Genomic DNA, 23169 nt, shown 5'->3' on the forward strand with positions numbered 1-23169 from the left:
AAATGGGCGTTGGTGTAGGTGTCATTGGAACGGGCGTGATGGGTTCGGAACATGCGCGTCTTGTCAGCCGCGAGATCCCCGGCGCGCATCTGGCGGGGGTCTTCGACGCCGACGCCGCCCGCGCGCAAGCGGCCGCGGCGGGCGCCACTGTCTTTCCTGACCCTCGATCTCTGATCGCCTCAGACCGCATTGAAGCGGTGATCGTCGCATCGCCGGACGGGACGCATGCGGAGATGACCTTGGCCTGCCTGGAGGCGGGCAAGCCCGTCCTGTGCGAAAAGCCGCTGGCTTTCTCCGCGGCGGAAGCCCTGCGCGTGGTTCAGACTGAAGTCGCATTGAAGCGCAGGCTGATCCAGGTCGGCTATATGCGGCGGTTTGATCCCGGCTATCAGGAGATGAAGCGGATAAAGGACGAAGGCGCTGTGGGCGCAACCGTCTTGCTGCACAACGTCCACCGAAACGTCAGCGCGCCGGAGTGGTTTACCGGACCGATGGCAGTGACGAATTCATTCGTGCATGAGATCGACATCAGCCGATGGCTGACCGGATCGGAAATGGTCTCGGCTCATGTCGCCAGCGGGCCCGGCGGCGAACCGCTGATGATCACGATGCGGACCGACCGCGACGAGATCGTGTCGACCGAGGTCAATATCAACGCCGCCTACGGCTATCATGTCCATGCCGAACTGGTGGGTCGGGAAGGAACGATCGCGCTGGCTCTGCCCTCGCTCACGATGCGCAACAAGGACCGCATTGGCGGAGTCTCCTATCCCGGCAATTGGATTCCGCGCTTTGGCGACGCCTATCGCAGGCAATTGACCGACTGGATTGGCGCGGTGACGACAGAAATTCCGGTCGGGGCAAGCGCCTGGGACGGCTACATGGCCTCGGCCATCGCCGAGCAGATCGCAGCAGGTCTAACCGAGAACCATGCGACGACGTTGAGATACCCGTCACGTCCGTCGTTGTACGACTGAACCCATACGCCAAACCACAGGCGAGACGTTTCATCCCCTTTCAGGCGTTCCATCGGCGACATCAGGGAGAGAATTGATGATCAATTATGCCGTCGTCGGCGCCGGCTGGATTTCGCAGCAAGCGTTCCTGCCCGGCGTGGTTCAGTCGGGAAATTCGCGGGTTGCGGCCATCGTGACCGGCGACCGCGCCAAGGCAGCGCGCCTCGCGGACTTTTACGGCATTGGCACGGTTGTCGGCTATGACGGCTACGACGCCCTGATCGCCAGCCCCGGGATCGACGTGGTCTACATCGCCCTGCCGAACCACATGCATGCCGATTACGCCATTCGGGCCGCACGCGCCGGCAAGCACGTCATGGTCGAGAAGCCGCTCGCCGTGAGCGAGGACGAAGCGCTCGCCATGATCGCCGCGGCGCGCAGCGCCAACGTGTTTCTGATGACCGCGTACCGGCTGCACCACGAACCGGGAACCGTCGCCGTTCTCGAACACATCCGCGCCAACGCCATCGGCCGACCGCTGTTCTTTCAGTCGGTGTTCAGCTTCCAGACGTCTCTGGGGAATCATCGGTTGCAAGCGACGGCCTGGGGTGGCCCGCTTCAGGACGTCGGCGTCTATTGCATCAACGCCGCCCGTCACATCTTTGCGGAAGAGCCGATCGAAGCCATAGCGACGGCGCACCGGCCGGTCGACGACCCGCGCTTTGGCGAGGTGGACGCCTCGGTGGCTGCAACGCTGCGATTTCCCTCGGGCGGCCTCGCCCAATTCGTCGCCAGCTTCGCGGCAGCGGCGGTCGACAATTATCGGGTCGTGGGAACGACGGGCGACCTGGAGCTCGATCCTGGCTTCAGATTCGAGACTGCGACACGGCTGCGGCTGCGCAGTGACGGAAAGATCGCCGAGACCCGGTTTCCGCAAATCGATCATTTTGGCGCGCAGGTCGCGTATTTCTCGGACTGCATCAGATCGGGAACGCCGCCTGAAGCGGATGGCGACGAGGGCTTGGCGGACATGCGCGCACTGCTCGCCATTCAACGGGCCGCTTCAACCGGGGTACCGCAAGCGATTTCGGCTCAACCGCGCTCTCGCCACCCGACCCCCGACATGGTGCGGCTTACTCCCGTAACTGATCGTCGCCTCGTTGTCTGATTGCTACGGCCGGTTACCAAATCGAAGGACATCGTCATGAGCGGACTGACTGGAAAAATTGCGGTCATTACTGGTGGCACGCAGGGGCTCGGCGCAGCCATCGCGAGGTTGTTTGCCGATCGTGGCGCATCCGGCATCGTGACTTGCGGTCGCTCGGCAGCAAAAGGCCAGACGAAAGCCAGAGAAATTCAGGACGCAACCGGCACGAGGGTTGTATTTGTCGCCGCCGATTTGGGCAAGGTCGAACATTGCCGGACCGTCATAGCAAAGGCCGACGCAGAATTCGGCCGCATCGACGTACTGGTGAATGCCGCTGGAGTAACAGATCGCGGCACGATCCTCGATACGTCGCCTGAATTGTTCGACAGGATCTTCAATGTCAACGTTCGCGGCCCATTTTTCCTGATGCAGGAAACGATCAAGATCATGCGCCGTGAAAAGATCGCGGGCAACATCGTGAATATTGGTTCGATGTCGGCCAAAGCCGGCCAACCGTTCATCGCCGCCTATTGCTCGTCAAAAGGCGCCCTGGCAACACTTACGGAAAATACGGCCTATGCCGTCATGCGCAATCGTATCCGCGTCAACGGGCTGAATATCGGATGGATGGCCACCGAAGGCGAAGACCGGACTCAGATCGAGCATCATGGTGCAAGCTCGGATTGGCTCAAACAGGCGTCGGCCGCTCAACCATTTGGCCGTCTCATTGACCCCCATGAGGTTGCGCGTGCCGTTGCCTTTCTGTCGACGGATGAGTCAGGTCTGATGACGGGGTCCATGGTGAACTACGACCAGTCGATCTGGGGTGCATACGGCTCCTCGCCACAGCCCGAGTCTGCGCTCTAGATTGATCGCCGCAATCCTTTCCACCGAGCGGGTGACCGGATCCACCGTGCTCATCCCGTGTGAAAATGGGGAGCAGCCAGCAACGCCGGGTCCTGCAAGCAGCCGGTCGGATAAAATGCCTGGTGGATCGGGCCAGAGGCGTCTCCGGGCAACCTGGCGGCTGCCGCGAATTGATCCATCATGGCTGCAAGGCGACCAATATGCCCCGCATCCCCGCTCGAATGGTCATTCGGGCCAGCCGATGAAGACTGCGCTGCACCCGACGTTGGCGCCGGAGGATCGGTCACTTGCATGGTCTGCGCCACCGACGTCGCGGTTTCGCCCGTAGTTGTGTTGCTCGCCGTTACCGTGAACGTAGCGACCGGGTGGTCGGTGCCCGTATAGCTCGACGACAGCGTCAGCCCGGTGAGTGGATTGCCTGTCGTGGAGGAGCCCTCGGTAATGGACCAGGTATAGGTTCCGTTGGATTGAAGGCTGCTCGTCACAGTGTTTCCGGCTGGGGCTGTGATCGACTCGTAACTGGGCAAGCCGCTGATCGTCAGCGACAGTTTGTCGTCGGAGTCGACGGGCGTCGCGGTGATGCCCAACGCCACGGATCCTCCGGCCTGCACGGTCAGCGAGGTGTTGCTGATGGTCAGTGCCGGGACCTCGGGCCCCGCGTCCTGATCCACTGCGGCCAGCGCGGCCCCACCGGCAGCTGTCCCAAACACTTGAATGGGCGCCGCTGTCGCGGCGTTGTTGGGAGCGGTCAAGCCCAATGAATCAGTGATCGTGCTCAGAACATTGTAGTGATTGTAGGCGGCGCCGTAGTTTCCCGCGACCACGTTGGCGCCATACAAGAGAGTTGGAACCTGATTGGAAGCAGCCTCGGAAGTCGAATCGTCATTTTCGTCCCAGGTCACGATCAGCAGCGAATTGTTGTTGACCGCCCACTGAGCATAGCCGCCCAGGTTTTGCTGAAGCCATGTATCACCCTGGGCGATCGTCCCGTCGTGCATGTCGTTGCTCACGCTGGGAATGACGAACGAGACAGTCGGCAGGCTCGAATAATTGCCGTTGGCAAAAAGCGCCGGGAAGCTGGTGAAATCCGTTTGAACCGTGCGCCCCTCCGGGAATGAAACCCAGGGGTCATGATTGAAGTCACTGCCGATCCCGCCCTCGTCCACATAGCCCGTGAACGAGAGACCCGCGTTGTGCAAGACCGTGTAAAGTGTTGGGTCCGGGAGGCTGTAGGAGTTGTCGTCGGTTGTACCGAATGTCGAGCCGGCATAGAGGGCGAAATAGTCCGGCTGGCTTGGATGAGCCTCCGACGTCATGTTGGTTAGCGATGCGCCGCCGGCCATGAGGCTGTTGATGTAAGGTGCTTGGCTATTGCCGGCGATCTGGTCATAGTTGTGGTTTTCTTCAACGACGACCACGATATGGCTGTACTTCGGTACGCCAGTGGTGGTCGTGGTCGGGTTGACCTGCAGGGTGCCGGTGGGATTGTAGTTGGCGGCGCCAGACAAGTTGGCGGCGTTGCCGGGTCTGTCGTTGATCGCCCCACCGTTGAGGTTCAAAGACGAGATGGCGAGATCGGACGTGGTCTGGCCTGCCGCGACCGTGTAGCTGAAGGTGAGCGCGGTGCCGCCGGAGCCACCGGTGTAGCTCGCCGTGCCGCCATCGTTGAGGGTGAGCGTCGGCGTGCCGCCGGTGGTGTTGACTGTGACGGCCTCACTGAGATTGACGGTCAAGGTGACGACTTGGCCGGTGTTCACACTGCCGGTGCCGTTGGTGATGCCGGTGCCGGTCGCGACGATCGAGGCGATTGTCGGCGCCGTCGTGTCGATCTGCAGGATTCCGACCGGGTTGGAGTTGGTGGCGCCCACCAGATTGGCGACGTTGCCGTTGCCGTCGATGATAGTTCCGCCGTTGAGGGTGAGCGATGAGACGATGAGATCGGCGGTGTTCTGGCCTGCCGCGACTGTGTAGCTGAAGGTGAGCGCAGTGCTCCCCGAACCGCCGGTGTAGGTTGCCGTGCCGCCATCGTTGAGAGTGAGCCTCGGGGCGCCCCCGGCGGTATTCACCGTCACGGCCGCACTGAAGTTGACCGTCAGCGTGACCACCTTGCCGGCATTGAGATCGCCGACGCCGTTGGTGATGCCAGTGCCGGAGGTCGCGATCGAGGCAATCGTCGCGGGCGGCCTGTTGACCTGCAGGATGCCGGTCGGATTGTAATTGGTGGCGCCCGCCAGATTGAGAACATTGCCGGCTCCGTCGTTGACGACCGCGCCGTTGAGGTTGAACGCCGAGATGGCGAGATCGGCTGTGGTCTGCCCCGCCGCGGCCGTGTAGCTGAAGGTGAGCGCGGTGCTGCCCGAGCCGCCGGTATAGCTCGCCGTGCCGCCATCGTTGAGGGCGAGCGTCGGCGTGCCGCCGGTGGTGTTGACCGTCACCGCCTCGCTCAGATTGGCCGTCAAGGTGACGACCGCTCCAGTATTCACATTGCCGGTGCCGTTGGTGATACCGGTGCCGGTCGCAACGATCGAGGCAATCGTCGGCGCCGTCGTGTCGATCTGTAACGTGCCGGCCGGATTGTAGTTGGTGGCCGCCGTCAGATTGGCAGCAATGCCGTTGCCACCGGTGATCGTCGCGCCGTTGAGGGTGAGCGATGAGACGATGAGATCGGCGGTATTCTGGGCTGCCGCAACCGTGTAGCTGAAGGTGAGCGCCGTGCTCCCCGAGCCGCCGGTGTAGCTTGCCGTGCCGCCGTCGTTGAGGGTGAGCCTCGGGGTGCCCCCCGTGGTATTGACCGTCACGGCCGCGCTGAAGTTCACGGTCAGCGTGACCGCCTTTCCCGCGTTGAGATCGCCGGCGCCGCTGGTGATGCCGGTGCCCGAGGCCGCGATCGAGGCAACCGTCGGTGCCGTCGGGTTGACCTGCAGGATGCCGGCGGGATTGTAGTTGGTGGCGCCCGACAGATTGGCGGCGTTGCCGGCGCCGTCGTTGACGACGGCGCCGTTGAGGTTGAGCGCCGAGATGGCGAGATCGGACGTGGTCTGGCCCGCCGCCACTGTGTAGCTGAAGGTGAGTGCGGTGCTGCCCGAGCCACCGGTATAGCTCGCCGTGCCACCATCATTGAGGGTCAGCGTCGGTGCGCCACCGGTGGCGTTGACCGTCACGGCCTCGCTGAGATTGACGGTCAAGGTAACGACCGCGCCGGTATTCACATTGCCGCTGCCGTTGGTGATGCCGGTGCCGGTCGCAACGATCGAGGCAATCGTCGGCGCCGTCGTGTCGATCTGAAGGGTGCCGGTCGGATTGTAGTTGGTGGCGCCTGACAGGTTAGCGGCGTGGCTGCCGCCATCGGTGATGCTCGCGCCGTTAAGGTTGAACGACGAGATGACGAGATCGGCGGTGTTCTGGCCTGCCGCCACCGTGTAGCTGAAGGTGAGCGCAGTGCCGCCCGAACCGCCGGTATAGCTCGCCGTGCCGCCATCGTTGAGGGTCAGCGTCGGTGCACCGCCGGTGGTGTTGACCGTCACGGCCGCACTGAAGTTGACCGTCAGCGTAACCAGCTTGCCGGCATTGAGATCGCCGGCGCCGCTGGTGATGCCGCTGCCCGAGGACGCGATCGAGGCAACCGTCGGCGCCGTTGCCGCGGAACCCTGGACGGCGATCTGAGCGACCACAGTCTGCCACCAGCCGTTGGCCACGTATTCGTTCGATATCCAGAATCCGTTTGCGTTGTTCGGATCGGCTATTGCGGTCGAATAGGTCCCCCAACGCTGGTCGTTCAGACTTCCGGTATCAAGAAACGTGGTGCTCGCCTGGTAAAGCGTCGGGCCGCTGAAAGCGGAAGCGCCGGCGCCGAGCACCATGTAGTAGTCGGAAGGATACATGTTCGGCCCCGAGGCCGAGAAATTGATGAGCACGTCGCCGTTCTTGTCGACCGCAATCGAAGGATCGAACACGGCGACACCCGTGCCGATGGACGCGCCGGAAATGACGTTCCCGATGACAAATTGCGGATTCGTGGGATCGGTGACATCGAGCTTGAACCACTCGATTTGAGCGACCCCCCCTGCGGTCGGCATGGCTTCGCTCACGCCATAGACGTAATTGTGTCCTCCCGAGGAAGTGTAGGCAAGGCTTTGGATGCGCCCGTCGTTAATGCCGATCCTCTTGGTCGTGCCCAACTGCGCGGCGGTGTAGTCGCTTCCGCCCCCTCCCACATCGGCGTCGCCGAGGAAGATCGTTTGGGTCCCGCTGAAGCCATGCGTTGGATCGTACGTTTGATATGCGAGCGCGGTTTCCCTCGCGGTCGAATGGGCGCTCAAATAGTAGGTCACCCCGTTGTCGCCGGCGACGTTGCGCATGATGCCGGCGGTCCCAGGTACGCTACTGCTGGCGTCAGGCGTGATCGCGCCGTTTCCAGCGGCTATTACCCTGCTTTCGTTGACGACGAATTCGCCATTGTTGTAGCCGCCTCCCGCGTCTAGAAATTCGGGCGTGGAGATATAGATTTTGCCGTTGCTGACCGACAGATAGGGCATGTCCGATTGGGTCGTGGTGCCGTTGGACGTGTCGATCGAAGCCAAATACCAGCCGTCGCTCGGATTGCTATCGACCGACACGGCGACGTCGATATTGGTGGCGAAGTTCCCGCCTCCTGGTTGAAAATTATCCACAGTGACCACATAGCGGCCGGTCGAACTGTCATAGACGGCGCGCGCATCGAGGAGGCTGTTGTCAAGCGTGCCGCCAAGCGACGAGAACAAGCTATACAATGATCCGTTGGATACAATTGGATTGCCGCTAAGGTCGGTTATCTCGTAGTGCGTGGTCTCCGCGGTGAAAATGTAATTCGGCCCTACCGCTAACGCATTTTGGGGCGGATTGTTGGTCCGGTCGGACAATCCGGAAAATGAGCGAGTGACCGAGGCGGACGCCCTCGCCGGCGTCGACGAATAGAAGTTGAGTGCCGGTACGCCGGCGCTGGCGCCGATCGGCGCAGCCCCGTAAAGGCTTTCGATCGTGGCAAGCAGGGAATAGGGGTCAGCCGGCGAGTCGTTGACGGCCCCTGCCGGAACGCCTCCGCCGACGACGATTGCCGCAACGTGATTGGGGTAGGTCACCGCCGGATTGGTGTTGTTTTCGTCGAAGGTGACGATCAGCAGCGAATTGTTGGCCTGCGCCCAGGCCGCGTAGGCAGAGAGATTGGCCTGGACCCAGGCGTCGCCCGCCGGAATCCCGCCGCCGTTGTCGCTTGTCGGCGTCATGTTGTCGGCGTCGTTGGGCGAAGCATAGGAAACCGTCGGAAGGTTGGCGAAGCCGGCCGCGGTCTGAGGGAAAGCGCTGAAATCGTGACCATCGTTGGCCGAATTGGCGAAGTGGATCCACGGTTGGCGTTCGGGATCCGCCGTGGTTTCGGCATAACCGCCGAAGGTGTAACCGCTAGCGGCGAGCGTGCTCGCCAGCGTCGGTACGCTGGCCGGAAGTTGGGGAAAGGTGCCGTTGTTGGTGACGCCCTGCGTCGAGCCGGAAAACAGGGCAATGTAGTTGGGCTGGCTCGGATGGGTCACACCGTAGTAATTGGTGAGGAGCATCCCCTGAGCGATCAGCGAGTTCAGGTAAGGCGCCTGGGAACTACCTACGATGTCGGAGTAGTTCTCGTTTTCCAGGGAAAGGACGACGATGTGGCTAGGTCTGGCGGTGGTGGCCGGGTTGACCTGCAGGGTGCCGGCGGGATTGTAGTTGGTCGCGCCGGCCAAGTTGGCGCCGTTGCCGGCGCCGTCGCTGATGACCGCGCCGTTGAGGTTGAGCGACGAGATGGCGAGATCAGACGTGGTCTGGCCCGCCGCCACCGTGTAGCTGAAGGTGAGCGCTGCGCTGCCTGAGCCGCCGGTATAGCTCGCCGTGCCACCATCATTGAGGGTCAGCGTCGGTGCGCCACCGGTGGTGTTGACCGTCACCGCTTCGCTGAGATTGACGGTCAATGCGACGACCTGGCCGGTGCTCACATTGCCGCTGCCATTGGTGATGCCGGTGCCGGTCGCAACGATCGAGGCAATCGTAGGCGCGGTCGTGTCGATCTGCAGGGTGCCGGTCGGATTATAGTTGGTGGCACCTGACAGGTTAGCGGCGTTGCTGCCGCCATCTGTGATGCTCGAGCCGTTAAGGTTGAACGACGAGATGACGAGATCGGCGGTGTTCTGGCCTGCCGCCACCGTGTAGCTGAAGGTGAGCGCAGTGCCGCCCGAGCCACCGGTGTAGCTCGCCGTGCCGCCATCGTTGAGGGTCAGCGTCGGTGCGCCGCCGCTGGTGTTGACCGTCACGGCCGCACTGAAGTTCACGGTCAGCGTGACCGCCTTGCCCGCGTTGAGATCGCCGGCGCCGCTGGTAATGCCGGTGCCCGAGGCCGCGATCGAAGCAACCGTCGGTGCCGTCGGGTTGACCTGCAGGATGCCGGCGGGATTGTAGTTGGTCGCGCCGGCCAAGTTGGCGCCGTTGCCGGCGCCGTCGCTGATGACCGCGCCGTTGAGGTTGAACGCCGAGATGGCGAGATCGGACGTGGCCTGGCCCGCCGCCACCGTGTAGCTGAAGGTGAGCGCGGTGCTGCCCGAGCCGCCGGTATAGCTCGCCGTGCCGCCATCGTTGAGGGTCAGCGTCGGTGCGCCAACGGTGGTGTTGACCGTCACGGCCTCGCTGAGATTGACGGTCAAGGTGACGACCGCGCCGGTGTTCACATTGCCGGTGCCGTTGGTGATTCCGGTGCCGGTCGCAACGATCGAGGCAATCGTAGGCGCGGTCGTGTCGATCTGAAGGGTGCCGGTCGGATTGTAGTTGGTGGCGCCTGACAGGTTAGCGGCGTGGCTGCCGCCATCGGTGATGCTCGCGCCGTTAAGGTTGAACGACGAGATGACGAGATCGGCGGTGTTCTGGCCTGCCGCCACCGTGTAGCTGAAGGTAAGCGCAGTGCCGCCCGAACCGCCGGTATAGCTCGCCGTGCCGCCATCGTTGAGGGTCAGCGTCGGTGCGCCGCCGGTGGTGTTGACCGTCACGGCCGCACTGAAGTTGACCGTCAGCGTAACCAGCTTGCCGGCATTGAGATCGCCGCCGCCGTTGGTGATCCCGGTCCCGGAAGCGGCAATCGAGGCAATCGTCGGGCCGGTTGCCACGGAGTTCTGGATGGCGATCCGGGCGACCGACGTCTGCCACCAGCCGCTGGCGACGTATTCATTCGATATCCAGAACGAATTCGGATTGTTGGGGTCGACGGTGGCTGATGAATTGGAGCCCCATGGCTGCACGCTGCTTCCATCGCCCGAGTTGAAGAAACTGGTACTCGCCTGATACAGGACCGGCGCGCTGAAAGAACCGGCGGGATCGCTGCCGCCCTGGAAGACGTAGTAGTCCGCCGGATACATGTTCGGACCACTGGCGGTGAAATTGATGACGACATCGCCCGATGCGTCCACCGCGATGGACGGATTGAAGGTTGCCACACCGGTTCCGATTGCGGCACCGGAGATGTCGCCCTGTGCCACGAGGGACGGAGCACTCGGATTGCTGACGTCGATCTTGAACCAATGGACCAGCGGCACGCTCGAGCCGCTCGGCTTCATCTCGGCCACTCCATAGAGGAAGCCGTTGGCATAGACCATGTTGGCAATGCGGTTATCGCCGGCATCGAGCAGGAGGCTCGTCCCCTGCTGCTGGGCGGTGTAGCTGCCGCCCTGGTCGATATTGCCAAGGGCGATCGTGCTGGTGGCGCTGAAACTATTGGTGGTCTTGTCGTAGGTCTGCAGGCCAACGACGACCTGGCCTCCGCTGGAGAAGGCGCTCGCGTAGTAGGTCTTGCCATTGTTGCCGGCTGCAACGGCAAAGATGTCCTGCGTCGACGGCATGACTTCGCTTGTGGTCACGCTCAACGTGCCGCCGCCATAGATGCCACCGCCCGCACCGGCCGTATCGCCGATCACCCAGTTTTCCGTGCCGGCGTAACCGGACACGTTGATGTTGTACTGTGCTGCCGAGATGTAGACGTTCGAACCGTCGACCGCCAATGTCGGGCGGTCAGAGTCAGTCGACTGACCGTTGATCGTGACAGTCGTATTGAGCTGCGAGAAGGTCCAGCCATCGTTCGGATTTGAGTCCTTGGAGACGGCAATATCCATGGCGGTGGTGGTGCCGTCCGGCGCCAGGTACTCCATCATCGCGACAAAGCGCTGATTGACGCTGTCGTAGACGACGCGCTGATCGAAAAGGCCGCCGGTCGGCGACAGCGATGAGAAGAAGCTGTAGACCGACTGCTGGGTCGGCGACCCGCCGGTCAAGTTCGTCCATTCGATCAGCGATCCCTCGATCATCACAACGAAGTTCGACCCGACGGCAAGTCCGTTGTGCGGCGGATAGGTGCTGGTGGTCGATGGCCCGGAAAACGATGTCTGGATGGTCGAGGAATAGGTCACCTTAATGCTCCCTCTGTCCGAGTCTGCACATCATTTTTGAACATTCACGTTGCCGCGTAACATTCGGCCGGGCCGCGGCGAAATTCGGTGAAGTTCGCAAGTCAACGTTTGGCGGAGCTTTGCAATCTAGGTTTTCCTCCGGATGCGCCAATGCGCATGCCGGCCCCACAGATAGATGATCTCTGTCCGCCTTCGGAGCTAACGCTGTCTCTGGCGGGTCGCTTGATATTGGACGACGTGTAAGCTGGAATTTGTAGCAGGACGACGGACTATTCTGTCGACCCAAAGGGAGTACTCCCCCCATCGGATCCGAGTGTTGCCCGCACTTTCGTTGCGTTACCGGCGACGCCGGGCGACCGCGAGACACTGTGCCGCAAGGGACATTTGCTTCTACTCGACCGTCACCGATTTGGCGAGATTGCGCGGCTGGTCCACATCGGTGCCCATGATCACGGCCGTATGATAGGCGAGCAACTGGATGGGAACGGCGTAGACGATCGGCGCGAAGGTCGGCACCATGTCCGGCAGCAGTACCGTGGCTTCGGGCTCCACGGCCGCCTCCGCCGCTCCCCTGGCATCAGTCATCAGAATGATCCTGCCCCCGCGCGCGGCGACCTCTTGCATGTTCGACATGGTCTTTTCGAACAGACTGTCGAAGGGCGCGATGACCACAACAGGCATGTTCTCATCGATCAGGGCAATCGGGCCATGTTTGAGTTCGCCTGCGGCATAGCCTTCGGCGTGGATGTAGGAGATCTCTTTCAGCTTCAGCGCACCTTCGAGCGCCAGCGGATAGCTGGTGCCGCGGCCAAGATAAAGCACGTCCCGCGTTTTCGCGATGGTGCGAGCCAGCTTCTCGATCTGCGGCTCGCTGGCGAGGGCTGCCGCCATCAAACGCGGCACTTCGATCAACGCTCTGACCAGCCTCTTCTCCTCGCCCGCGGAGATCTCGCCGCGCGCTGCTCCCGCAGCGACCGCGAAGGCGGCGAGCGCCATCAGTTGACACGTGAAGGCCTTGGTGGAGGCGACGCCGATTTCCGGACCAGCCAACGTCGGCAGCACTATGTCGCTCTCACGCGCAATGGTGGAAGTCGGCACATTCACGACGGAGACGGTGTGCGCCCCTTTTTCCTTGGCATGGCGAAGTGCCGCCAGCGTGTCGGCGGTCTCGCCCGATTGCGAGATGAAGATCGCGAGGTCGCCTCTGCGGAGTGGCGCTTCGCGATAGCGGAATTCGGAGGCAATATCGACATCAACCGGGATATGTGCCAGCTGTTCGATCCAGTACTTCGCGATCGCGCCAGCATAGCTTGCGGTGCCGCAGGCCGTAATCGTCGCGCGCCTCACGTCGCTGAAGTGGAACGGCAGCTTGATCGGCAACGCTGCCCGCTCGACTCTCATATCGACATAGTGGGCGAGCGTGCGGCCGACCACGTCCGGCTGCTCGCAAATCTCCTTGGCCATGAAATGGCGATAGTTGGCCTTGTCGGCGACGAACGATGCCCCGCCCGAATTCAGCACCTCGCGGGCAACGACCGCACCATTCGCGTCCCGGATCACTCCTTTCTCACGGGACAGCTCCACCCAGTCACCGTCCTCGAGATAGCTGATGCTGTCGGCGAAGGGAGCGAGTGCAATCGCATCTGAACCGAGATAGGTCTCGCCTTTGCCATACCCCACCGCCAGAGGCGAACCCCTGCGTGCTCCGATCAGAAGATCGCGATATCCCTTGAAAAGGAACACTAAGGCAAAGGCGCCACGCAGCTGCGGCAACGACGCCCACACGGCTTCCTGAGGCGAATAGCCCATCAGCAGGTAGGAATGAACGAGATGTACGACGACTTCCGTATCGGTATCGCTCGTGAAGGTTGCGCCCTTCTCTTCCAGCGCCTGGCGCAGTTTTCTGAAGTTCTCGATGATGCCATTGTGTACCACGGCGACGCGCTCGGTCGCATGTGGATGGGCATTGTGCTCGGTCGGCTTGCCGTGCGTGGCCCAGCGCGTGTGACCAATTCCGGCATCACCGCTCAGTGGGTCAGCAAGCAGCCGCGCCTCCAGGTTCTTGAGCTTGCCTTCGGCCCGGCGGCGTTCGAGACGACCGTCATCGAGAGTTGCCAGGCCCGTTGAGTCATACCCCCGATATTCGAGCCGCCTGAGTGAATCGATCAATCGCCCCGATACCGCGGTGCGTCCTAGAATACCGATAATTCCGCACATTTGTCAGATCCCTCGCCCCGCCGACAATCAGAAATGCACGCGCACGATGATCATCGTCGCCCAATACACGGTTCGCACAAATTGAGGCGGTCGAATCGGGAGAATTGCAGCAACAAACGCGGGGTACTCCGCTCGAGCGAGCGAATGCGGCAAGCGCCCTCCTCTGTTCGAGGAGGGGCTCGCGCGGCGCAGATCAATGTTGTGAATGCGATTACGGCGGGTGGATCCGTGATCCCGGACCCAGACCGTGCTGCCAGGCGCCTCACGCGAGCCGGTTCAACGATTGCTGCCCGAGAGTCGGCGCGAACGCCTGCAAGTGAATCAGCAGGGCAAGCTCTCCGCCGTCGCTATACCTTCGATTCGAAGAGATCGCGGCCCCGGCGGGGGGGCTGATTTGCAGGGAAGCCGGGGCCGCCGAACACGCCGAATTGGGCAATTGCGGCGCAACGTGAGCTTAGAGCGCAAGAAGCAATAATCCATGTCAATCACGAGAATCCGGTTCGACGTTGAGGTACTCAACAATGATCATGGACGTGGAATGGCAGCTCGTCGTAGGTCCACTCGGGGACGCTACTGCGACGTCCGCTTGGTTTTGTCCCGGGGATGCACTCGTTTTCCGGAAGCGCCAATGCCCCGCTATTTTTTCCACGTTCACGACGGCGGCGACTCAGTACCAGACGACCTCGGCTTGGATCTCCCCGACATCGACGCCGCGCGGACGGCGGCCATTGAGTTGAGCCGCGAGATCTTGCGAAGTGACGTCGTCGGACCATTTCAGGACTATCCGTCTTGGCGGATCGAGGTGAGCGACAGCCCTGAACTGACCAGTCTGCCACTGTTTGTCCTCCATTTTTCGGTCGAGCAATAGCCTGCAGCAAGCACCTGCTGATAGAACCCCGCCGGCGTCGGATTAATCCCGGTCGAACGTCAGTTGGCCCCGGCAGACCATCGCTCGCCCACAGGACTGGAAGCAAGAACGGCTTTCAGAGCTCTCCGCTCATTCATTCCGTCGACTTGGCCGGAGTGCCCCGATCAATCCGCGAAATGGCCAAGGCCGCGAGCGCTGTCCGGTTGCTGATCTCCAGCTTCTGGAAGATGTGGTGAAGATGGACTTTGATTGTGCCGTCGGCAATGTTCAAGCGGCGTCCAATTTGCTTGTTTGATAGTCCTTCCGAAACCAAGCGCATGATCTGACGCTCTCGGTCCGTCAGCACAGCCAGCGCACTCTCTGAATTCACCTCCTGCCCCGCCGGCATAACCTGATCAATTGAGGATTGCGGTACGATTCTTTCGCCGCTTGCGATTTGCCGTAAAGATTGCACCAGCGCTTCGGGTAAGGTCTCCTTCAGGATCACGCTGCAGCCATCGAACGCGTCCGGCGAGATCAGCCCGTAGACTTCTGAGGGGATGAAAAACACCAGGCGGATCGGGCGATCGGCTGGATTGAGGGCAGAGGAGCCCAGTGCGATCAGCTCGGACATCGTTGAATCGAGAATCGCGATATCGGGCGCAAGGCTGTCGATCGCCTGCACGCAGCTAGCAGCATCACCACAAGATGCAACGATTTCGAAGTCATCTTCCGAGCCGAGCACGCTGGTCAAACCTCGCAAGACCACCGGATGCCGGTCTGCAATCACTATTCTTATGCAATTCATTGGGCTTCTCAATCAGTCGCCCCCGCTTCTCAATCAGTCGCCCCCGATGTCAACGTTCACCCACCTCTCATTGTTTCACGTCTCTGCCGGCCATACGGCCCCGCGCGATATCTTACCGCAGAACTACGATCATTGTCCCGGGGCGCCTCGCCCGTAGAACCCCGGTGCGGATCGCCACATTGCGTTCTCGCGACGAGAAATTCCCGTAACGACGCCCCAGAAACTCATATTTCCTACTTCTGGCAGCTTCATCAATACACCTCTCCCGGCGATTGCGTCGGTCGGCGATATTTCAGTCCGACCCGCGGCTCTAGGGATGCACGCAATGTGCGGAAACATTTTGATGTTGGCTCATCTGCAGATTGCGTGAATCGCGCTCCGCGACGCCAGTGGATTCCGCAAGTGCACCTATAACGAACGGTATATATGGAAATCGAAAATCCGGATTTAACGTTCATAAAACCTTAACAAACAAATTAAGGGCCAAGAACCTGCCAAATAACGGCAAAGGCTGGAAGCACACAGCCGGGGTAGCACGAAAGAGTAGCCGCCGAACAAAACCGATCAACTGAGCGACCTGTAAGGAGGCAGGCGGAATGATCGGCGGAGTTCACTTTGACTTCTAAATGTTTCGAAAATGTTTCGTTGCAGTCGTAGCGTAGGTGCTGGAGGGTACAATGCCGAGGCGTCAGTCTTATGAAACAATTCTTATTGGAAAGAACATTTTAGTCAGAGAGGGAATTTCACGGATCCTACATGCTGCAAATTTCAGGATCGTGCTCTCTGCTTCGAGCGCTGATGAGCTACCAAGCGAGCTCCAATCACATCAGCTGCTGTTTCTCATTATCCACAACGGCGATAGCTTCGATGTCGCCTTGGAGCAAATCCGTTTCGTCAGAGCTCGAAGCCCTGATGCTCGGATCGCAGTCGTATCGGATCATTATTGCCCAAGCGACCTTGTCTCGGCCCATCGGGCTGGTGCGAGCGGCTATTTCGTGAACGTCAATTCTTGCGATGCCTTCATCAAATCCATTGAGCTCGTGACGATGGGAGAGGCCGTCTTTCCTCCGGCATTCCTGTCGTTCGCGCTTGACGGCATTCTTGAGCGCGAAGCGGCACCGACCGAAGAGGTCGAACATGGCATCGTGCTCACCGCGGGGGAGCCGGTTGCGCCACATCTTTCTCCACGTGAGAAGGCGATCTTGTCTTGCTTGATCGAGGGCAGTTCGAACAAATCCATCGCCCGAAAGATCGACATAGCCGAGGCGACCGTGAAAGTTCATGTTAAGGCGATCCTGCGCAAGATCCGGGTCCAGAACCGAACCCAGGCTGCGATCTGGGGAATGAACAACGGGTCACTGGTGCACTCCGCAAATGGACACACGTTGCCCTCGATCATCCCTCAACCCGTAGGCTTCAGCGCGTTACGATCCGATCGCCGAAATCACGCCAATCAGACTCCGGGCGTTACCAAACTCGACTAGCGGATCCTGGCCGCGTCTACCACCTCATCGCAACGGCGTCTCGACATGCGATAAAGGACTAATCCCGCGGCACGGCAACCATCACGCGGTCTGCAATCTTCTCGACGCGCCACAGCAGCCACGCTGCTGTGGCGTTCGTCTGTCGTGCAGACCTCGACCGTCCCGGTCCACCCACAGCGCACTGATAGTGCTTTGATTTCCGCGTGCTTGAACGCGCCAACCAGCACAGCTACGTGGCCATCGCCTTTCGCGCTCACGCCTCTGCGCGCGGCATTCGAAATCGATCACGGTCGCACTGAATGCACCTGATCGTGTCCGCATACCCAAATCGTCTCATGCAAATGCACGAAGACGCGTCAGCTGAATTGCGCTTACGTTCTTTACACGCTCCTGCCCGATCAGCACGCTGAGATCGGACTTATGCGGGCGAAAGTACATAGTTGAACGATTGCAAATTCTAGCAATGCGGAGGGTCTTATGAAGGCGGTTATTCAATGCGGCGGCAAAGGAACTCGCTTACGCCCCCACACCTCAATTTTGCCGAAACCACTTATGCCAATCGGTGCGCGTCCTGTACTTGAGCTCGTTCTCAAGTGGCTCAGGCGAAACGGGATCAGGGAGGTCTACGTCACGACCGGATATCTGGGCCACCTTATCCGCAGCGTCTGCGGAGACGGCAACCAGTGGAACATGCGCATCAACTATACGCAGGAAATGGAGCCGCTCGGAACCATTGGCCCACTGTCGCTGCTGCGCGACCAACTCGACGAGCCGTTTCTCGTACTCAATGGCGACGTGCTGACGGATCTGAATCTCAATCAGTTCGTGAACTGCCATCGGCGCAGCAACTCTCCGCTCTCGATCGCCACGTCGATCCGGCCGACCAAGATGGACTTTGGCGTGATCGAAGAGATGGAAGGGCGCGTGAGCGATTTCCGCGAAAAGCCCGAGCTCACGCATCTCGTCAGCATGGGGATCTACTGCATGGACCCGTCTATCGTCGAGCGGATCCCGTCAGGCGTTCCCTTCGGGTTTGACGATCTGATGTTCCAGATGCTCAACGAGGACGTGCCAGTCAACGTCTTCAAGCACAGCGGCCTCTGGCTCGACATCGGACGCGTCGAGGACTTCCTGAAAGCACAGGATGTCGCATGGGACGAACAGTCCCCTGCACTCGCAAGTTTCGCCGCCGCCTGAGGCCGGTTCTCATCCTGCAGTGATCGCAACAGTCGCGCTCGCGGCGCGAGCTCGCGCCCAGAATTGGAGATGAACAACATGCTATTGGTATCAGAGCCGGTCCTGGGCGAAGAGGAGAAGGGCGCTCTCGCCGCGGTCATTGAAAGCGGCTGGGTGACGATGGGAGATCGAGTTCGCGACTTCGAGCAGGCGTTCGCCCGCCTGCACGAGGCCGAGGATGCGGTCGCCGTCGGCTCCTGCACGGCGGCCCTCCACCTCATCCTGCACGCCCTTGGCATTGGCCCCGGCGACGAGGTCCTCGTCCCCTCGCTGACCTTCGTAGCGACCGCCAACAGCGTCCTCTATGTCGGCGCCAAACCAGTCTTCGTCGATATCGGGTCGGCAGAGGTTCCACTGATGTCGCTGGACGAAGCGGAAGCAAGGTGCACCTCCAGGACCAAGGCCATCATCCTCGTTCATTTTGCCGGCTACCTTGCACATCGTGATGCCTGGCAATCCTTTGCGCGCCGGAAGGGGCTGCTCTTGATCGAGGACGCCGCTCATGCACCCGGATTGCCCGAGGTCGGCAGCTATGGCGAGGCGGCCGCCTTCAGCTTCTACGGAAACAAGAACATGACCACGGCCGAAGGAGGCGCGATCATTGCGCGCAGCCGGGCCCTGCGCGAGACCATCCGGCAGGCCCGCGCTCATGGGATGACAAGCGGTACACGGCAGCGCCTCACCAGCCGCCGTCCCGACTACGACGTGACTGTTCTCGGCTTCAACTACCGGATGGACGAGCTGCGGGCTGCGCTTGGCCTCGTGCAGCTCAAGAAGTTGCCGGAATGGAACGAGATCAGGCGGCGGTTGTCGGCCACATACCGTGAGCTCATGGCGGAACATTGCCCATCGGTGATGATACCTTTTGAAGATCCCTGGCCGTCGACCCACCATTTGATGCCGGTGGTGCTGCCGCCGGCAACCAGCCGGCAGCGCGTCATCGATCGCCTGCGCAAGCATGGCATTCAGACCACGGTGCACTATCCGCCCGTTCACCGCCTGACTTTCTACAGAGATCTCTATCCAGAGATTCTCCTCCCGCGCACCGAGGATTTTGCTCGACGCGAATTGACGCTGCCTTTGCATCCACGAATGACGACGGCGGATGTCGAGAAAGTCGTGATTGCACTGACGACTGCACTCGCCACCGATTTCCCAGTGGGGGCGGTAGCATGACCCTGCCCGAGATAGCGAACCGGTGGGGCGCGCAATCTCGTTCATCTCGCTTGAGTGCACGGCGCGCAATCGATGTCCTCTGTGCCGGCACCGCGATGGTATCGCTTTCACCCGTCTTCGTCGTTGTCGCGTTCGTCATTTGGCTCGAGAGCGGGCGGCCACTCCTGTTCTCGCAACTTCGCCTGGGACAAAGCGGCGAACCGTTTCGCATGTACAAGTTTCGCAAGTTCGGACCGAGCTGCGGCAGCGGCGGCTCGCCCCTGACGCTGCAGGAGGATGAACGTTTGACGGCCGTCGGCCGAATCCTCGCCGCGACCAAGCTGGACGAGCTGCCGCAGCTCTGGAACGTCCTGCGAGGCGACATGTCTCTCGTCGGCCCCCGACCGGAGTCTCTCAGCTTTTCCGATTGCTTTCGCGACGGCTTCGAAAAGCTGCTCGACTACAAACCAGGTGTGTTCGGCCCGTGTCAGGTCCTGTTCAGACACGAAAACAGGATGTACCCCACCGACGCGCCGGCAGCGGAGTACTATCGAAAAGTGCTGTTTCCAGCCAAGGCGAAGATCGACCTTGCCTATTTTCCGCGACGGACTCTCGTATCGGATTTCGGCTGGATCGCCCGTGCCGGGCACGTCATCGCCGTGGAATGCTGGGGCGCGTTAACGCGGAAGCTTCGATCAAGATGAGAGAAAGAGAGGGGCGATGATGACCTATCTTGGAGCAAAAGTTCTCGTGACAGGAGCCGACGGCTTCATCGGATCGCACCTGACGGAGCACCTCGTTTCGGCAGGAGCTGACGTAACTGCGTTGGCGCAATACAACTCCTTCGATAGCCATGGCTGGCTCGACGATATCCCCCAAACAACCCGACAGAAGCTCAATCTCGTGCGCGGCGACATTCGCGACGCGGCCTTCGTCAGCCGGCTAGTCCAGGGCCATCACTATATCTTTCACCTCGCGGCGCTGATCGCCATACCCTATTCCTATCTCGCGCCGCAATCCTACGTGGAGACCAACATACTCGGTACATTGAACATCCTCGAGGCCGCACGGCAACACGGCATCGAACGGCTGGTCGTGACGTCGACGAGCGAGGTCTATGGTACGGCGATGAAGATGCCGATCGATGAATCTCACCCGCTGCAAGGGCAATCGCCCTACTCCGCCTCCAAGATCGGCGCAGACATGATGGCCGAGGCCTTCGCGCGCTCGTTCGGCGTTCCCGTCGTAATCCTCAGACCGTTCAACACGTTCGGACCTCGGCAAAGCGAACGCGCGATCATCGGCACGATCATCCGGCAGGCCCTCGATCCGGAATGCGGTGCGATCATGGTCGGTGATACGACCACCGTCCGCGATCTGACATTCGTCACGGATACAGCCGCGGCATTCATGGCGGCCGGGCTAGCGGACGGCGTCGAATATGGTCATGCCTACAACGCCGGCAGTCAGCGCGCCATCACAATTGGTGATCTGATCGACAACATTCTCGAGCTGACGTCCAGTCACAAGCCGGTCCTTCGCGACGAAAAGCGCCTGCGGCCGACAAATTCGGAAGTGCGCGCGCTCCTTGCCGACTCCACCCGGTTCGTACGGGCGACCGGTTGGACGCCGAAGGTCACGCTGCGCGAGGGACTGGAGCGAACCGTCAATTGGTGGCGCGGTCGCCTCTCCACTAAGAAAATCCGACAGCAGACGGATTTTATTACATGACGAGGTCGCGCAACCGATGCTCGATTATGCAAGGAGATCGCTATGGACGACACCAAGGGCGTCAGGACGTTCAGCCGCATCTCGATTGCCGGCTGGATGGCGATAGTTCTGCTCGCCAGCAGCCCGTGCTTCGCAGCACAGTATAGGCTGGCGGCGGGTGATACCGTCGAAGTGTCGATCGGAGGTGCGTCGGAACAACGTCACCGGGCGCAAATCCAGATCGACGGCACGATAGCTCTTCCCGGAATCGGCACGGTCGAGGTCGCGGGCCTGACTACGGCCGAGTTACAGAGCCGGATGGAAACGTTGCTGCAGTCGAAGATATTGCGGCAACGGCTGCCAGACGGGCGCGAACAGGCAATCGTCGTCGTGCCTGGCGACGTGATCGCGAGCGTGGTGGAGTATCGTCCCATTTACGTTACCGGTGACGTTCTGACGCCCGGACAGTTGGCATACAGGTCCTCGATGACCGTGCGCCAGGCTGTCGCGGTTTCCGGCGGTTACAGCCTGTTGCGTTCCCGCAATCAGCCCGGCGCCAACGATCCAGCGGATCTTCTGCGCGACTATCAGTCCTTTTCCACGGAGTACGTGAAAGAGTACTTCCATATCCTTCGTGTCGATGCCGAACTCGCAGACAAGGACACCTTCGATCAGACGCCGCCCCAGGACATCTCTTTGCCGTCATCTGCAATCGTTCCGATCGTGCAGGCTGAGGCAGAGTCGCTAAAGACCGCCCAACGCGACTATCGCAAGGAGCGGATGTTTCTGGAAAACGCCGTAAAGCAAGCGGACGGACAGTTCGCGGCGCTCAGTAAGCAGCAGGAAGGCGAAGAAAAAGGCGTGCAGGCGGATGAGGAAGAACTCGATCGCGTCGTGAAGCTGTTCGGTTCGGGCTCCCTACCGAGTCCCCGCGTCACTGAAAGTCGACGTGCCCTTCTGCTTTCATCGACGCGCCGTCTGCAAACCATGGTCGAGCTCATGCGTCTCCAACGCCAGCGCGAGGATTCCGCCCGGCAGATCGATCGCGCCGCAAGCCAGCGCTCGATCACGTTGCTTCATGAGCTGAGGGACTCCAACGTCCACATAACCGACCTGCGCATCAGAATGAGGTCGTTAGCGCAGAAGCTGCAGCCCGTAAGCGGAAGCGCGGCGGTACCAGCGGGAACAGGTGACCTAAAGCCCCAGGTCACCGTCGTACGAAAGTCCGGCCAGAGTTGGGAAAAGATCGTCGCAACCGAAGATTTCGACCTGGAACCAGGTGACGTCATCGAAATCGCGTTGCACGCCCCGGGTGGCTCGTAACGCCGCCGGCTCAAACGCATTGCACTGACCCGCAGAGCCTCCACCGGGGCAATCAACAAGCGATCTCCGCCTACCCCGCGTGAGCCTCCTCCGCTTCCCGAGAACGTCGGCTGGATTACTCCCAAGTTGACCGCCTAACTCCGATTCAACGTTTACAACGCGCCCGCCAATTGGAGAATGGTCGTCAGATATCGTTCATTTGAACGAGCCGGTAGACGAAAAGGGCGCATCGAATGCTGAACCTGACCCAGAGCAGCTCGGTTGCATCGCGTTACCAATCCAGGGAGTCCATTTTCAACATTTCCAACCGTGCTCCTCCAATCCTCTCCAGTGACCGTCGGTCCGACGTGCGCGATGAAATGTACGCAGCCCTTGGCCGTATCGGCTGCGCGCACATCTTGCTCAAACACGGCCGTGTGGTCGAGGTGAGTCCGACGGGCCGGGCCATACTGGAGCGCCGTTGTGGATCCGCTCTGGATACGAGATCGCTGTCCGGCGCTGTAAGGGAACTCGTAAAATGCGCGGGCGTCGAAGTTCCTGCGGGTTCGATGGCGTGGCTGGCAACGTCCTCCCGCGAAGGCATAACGAGTCTGGTCAATCAGATAGCCAATGTCTGGTCGGACGACACCTGCGCCATCGTCCTGCTCGACCTCGATGCTCGTCCGGAGCCGTCGCCCCGAACGCTGCAACGCTTGTTTGGCCTCACGACCGCTGAGATTCATGTCGCCATCGAATTGGCACGCGGTGGCAATTTGCTCGACATTGCCCGTTCTCAACAGTTGAGCCGAACGACAATCCGCTCCCATCTCGCGTCGCTGTTCGTCAAGACACAGACGCGGCGCCAAGTGGAGCTTGTCTCTCTCTTGGGACGTATCGCCCTGATACCTTAACTACATTACTTCCGTTTCCGACCTACTCTGCTGCCGAGGGGCGCATCCAAGCGATGATCGTCGTGAGGCCACTCTC

General features: G+C 60.9%; 14 protein-coding genes. 11 read left to right on the forward strand and 3 right to left on the reverse strand.

Annotated elements, in window-relative coordinates:
* Window positions 1–2 precede the first annotated feature (2 nt).
* The 3 genes from ABID59_RS29880 (at window position 3) to ABID59_RS29890 (ending at window position 2970) form a co-directional block, all read left to right on the forward strand.
* On the forward strand, window positions 3–977 hold the full coding sequence (locus tag ABID59_RS29880; RefSeq protein ID WP_354085739.1) for a Gfo/Idh/MocA family oxidoreductase: 975 nt from the start codon (window positions 3–5) through the stop codon (window positions 975–977).
* Between the two features lie 76 nt (window positions 978–1053).
* Window positions 1054–2124 carry a Gfo/Idh/MocA family protein gene (locus ABID59_RS29885; RefSeq protein WP_354085740.1) on the forward strand — a complete coding sequence of 357 codons (1071 nt, stop codon included), beginning with the start codon at window positions 1054–1056 and terminating at the stop codon, window positions 2122–2124.
* Window positions 2125–2160: 36 nt separating this feature from the next.
* The gene (locus ABID59_RS29890) at window positions 2161–2970 is read left to right on the forward strand and encodes an SDR family oxidoreductase (RefSeq protein WP_354085741.1); all 810 of its coding nucleotides are present in this window, start codon (window positions 2161–2163) and stop codon (window positions 2968–2970) included.
* A gap of 50 nt (window positions 2971–3020) precedes the next feature.
* On the opposite strand, the gene ABID59_RS29895 is transcribed toward ABID59_RS29890, so the two are convergent.
* Both ABID59_RS29895 and glmS read right to left on the reverse strand, forming a co-directional pair.
* On the reverse strand, window positions 3021–11423 hold the full coding sequence (locus ABID59_RS29895; RefSeq protein WP_354085742.1) for an alkaline phosphatase family protein: 8403 nt from the start codon (window positions 11421–11423) through the stop codon (window positions 3021–3023).
* A 390-nt stretch (window positions 11424–11813) separates the two neighbouring features.
* Entirely contained in the window at window positions 11814–13640 is a 1827-nt protein-coding gene (gene glmS / locus ABID59_RS29900; protein WP_354085743.1) for a glutamine--fructose-6-phosphate transaminase (isomerizing), read from the reverse strand.
* A gap of 628 nt (window positions 13641–14268) precedes the next feature.
* Here glmS and ABID59_RS29905 point away from each other — a divergent pair.
* Entirely contained in the window at window positions 14269–14508 is a 240-nt protein-coding gene (locus ABID59_RS29905; protein WP_148749172.1) for a DUF6894 family protein, read from the forward strand.
* Window positions 14509–14641: 133 nt separating this feature from the next.
* On the opposite strand, the gene ABID59_RS29910 is transcribed toward ABID59_RS29905, so the two are convergent.
* Complete coding sequence (locus tag ABID59_RS29910; RefSeq protein ID WP_354085744.1) at window positions 14642–15295, reverse strand: LuxR C-terminal-related transcriptional regulator; 654 nt, start codon at window positions 15293–15295, stop codon at window positions 14642–14644.
* Window positions 15296–15972: 677 nt separating this feature from the next.
* Here ABID59_RS29910 and ABID59_RS29915 point away from each other — a divergent pair.
* The 7 genes from ABID59_RS29915 (at window position 15973) to ABID59_RS29945 (ending at window position 23093) form a co-directional block, all read left to right on the forward strand.
* Window positions 15973–16779 carry a LuxR C-terminal-related transcriptional regulator gene (locus tag ABID59_RS29915; protein ID WP_148749174.1) on the forward strand — a complete coding sequence of 269 codons (807 nt, stop codon included), beginning with the start codon at window positions 15973–15975 and terminating at the stop codon, window positions 16777–16779.
* A gap of 477 nt (window positions 16780–17256) precedes the next feature.
* Window positions 17257–17976 carry a nucleotidyltransferase family protein gene (locus ABID59_RS29920; RefSeq protein WP_148749175.1) on the forward strand — a complete coding sequence of 240 codons (720 nt, stop codon included), beginning with the start codon at window positions 17257–17259 and terminating at the stop codon, window positions 17974–17976.
* A gap of 78 nt (window positions 17977–18054) precedes the next feature.
* Window positions 18055–19191 (forward strand): DegT/DnrJ/EryC1/StrS family aminotransferase, encoded by a 1137-nt coding sequence (locus ABID59_RS29925; RefSeq protein WP_354085843.1) that lies wholly within the window; start codon window positions 18055–18057, stop codon window positions 19189–19191.
* Window positions 19188–19874 carry a sugar transferase gene (locus ABID59_RS29930; protein ID WP_148749176.1) on the forward strand — a complete coding sequence of 229 codons (687 nt, stop codon included), beginning with the start codon at window positions 19188–19190 and terminating at the stop codon, window positions 19872–19874. Before ABID59_RS29925 ends, ABID59_RS29930 begins: the two co-directional genes overlap by 4 nt.
* Window positions 19875–19893: 19 nt before the next feature.
* Entirely contained in the window at window positions 19894–20901 is a 1008-nt protein-coding gene (locus ABID59_RS29935; protein ID WP_354085844.1) for an SDR family NAD(P)-dependent oxidoreductase, read from the forward strand.
* Window positions 20902–20943: 42 nt separating this feature from the next.
* Window positions 20944–22203 (forward strand): polysaccharide biosynthesis/export family protein, encoded by a 1260-nt coding sequence (locus ABID59_RS29940; RefSeq protein ID WP_354085745.1) that lies wholly within the window; start codon window positions 20944–20946, stop codon window positions 22201–22203.
* Between the two features lie 233 nt (window positions 22204–22436).
* Window positions 22437–23093 (forward strand): helix-turn-helix transcriptional regulator, encoded by a 657-nt coding sequence (locus ABID59_RS29945; RefSeq protein WP_354085746.1) that lies wholly within the window; start codon window positions 22437–22439, stop codon window positions 23091–23093.
* The last annotated feature ends 76 nt before the right edge of the window (window positions 23094–23169 follow it).

The organism is Bradyrhizobium sp. S3.3.6 (genome assembly GCF_040546905.1).
Taxonomy (GTDB): Bacteria; Pseudomonadota; Alphaproteobacteria; order Rhizobiales; family Xanthobacteraceae; genus Bradyrhizobium; species Bradyrhizobium cytisi.

Bases quoted from the DNA above. Each gene is read 5' to 3' on its own strand.
- ABID59_RS29880 (WP_354085739.1), top strand. From the start codon at position 3: ATGGGCGTTGGTGTAGGTGTCATTGGAACGGGCGTGATGGGTTCGGAA.
- ABID59_RS29885 (WP_354085740.1), top strand. From the start codon at position 1,054: ATGATCAATTATGCCGTCGTCGGCGCCGGCTGGATTTCGCAGCAAGCG.
- ABID59_RS29890 (WP_354085741.1), top strand. From the start codon at position 2,161: ATGAGCGGACTGACTGGAAAAATTGCGGTCATTACTGGTGGCACGCAG.
- glmS (WP_354085743.1), bottom strand. From the start codon at position 13,640: ATGTGCGGAATTATCGGTATTCTAGGACGCACCGCGGTATCGGGGCGA.
- ABID59_RS29905 (WP_148749172.1), top strand. From the start codon at position 14,269: ATGCCCCGCTATTTTTTCCACGTTCACGACGGCGGCGACTCAGTACCA.
- ABID59_RS29910 (WP_354085744.1), bottom strand. From the start codon at position 15,295: ATGAATTGCATAAGAATAGTGATTGCAGACCGGCATCCGGTGGTCTTG.
- ABID59_RS29915 (WP_148749174.1), top strand. From the start codon at position 15,973: ATGCCGAGGCGTCAGTCTTATGAAACAATTCTTATTGGAAAGAACATT.
- ABID59_RS29920 (WP_148749175.1), top strand. From the start codon at position 17,257: ATGAAGGCGGTTATTCAATGCGGCGGCAAAGGAACTCGCTTACGCCCC.
- ABID59_RS29925 (WP_354085843.1), top strand. From the start codon at position 18,055: ATGCTATTGGTATCAGAGCCGGTCCTGGGCGAAGAGGAGAAGGGCGCT.
- ABID59_RS29930 (WP_148749176.1), top strand. From the start codon at position 19,188: ATGACCCTGCCCGAGATAGCGAACCGGTGGGGCGCGCAATCTCGTTCA.
- ABID59_RS29935 (WP_354085844.1), top strand. From the start codon at position 19,894: ATGACCTATCTTGGAGCAAAAGTTCTCGTGACAGGAGCCGACGGCTTC.
- ABID59_RS29940 (WP_354085745.1), top strand. From the start codon at position 20,944: ATGGACGACACCAAGGGCGTCAGGACGTTCAGCCGCATCTCGATTGCC.
- ABID59_RS29945 (WP_354085746.1), top strand. From the start codon at position 22,437: ATGCTGAACCTGACCCAGAGCAGCTCGGTTGCATCGCGTTACCAATCC.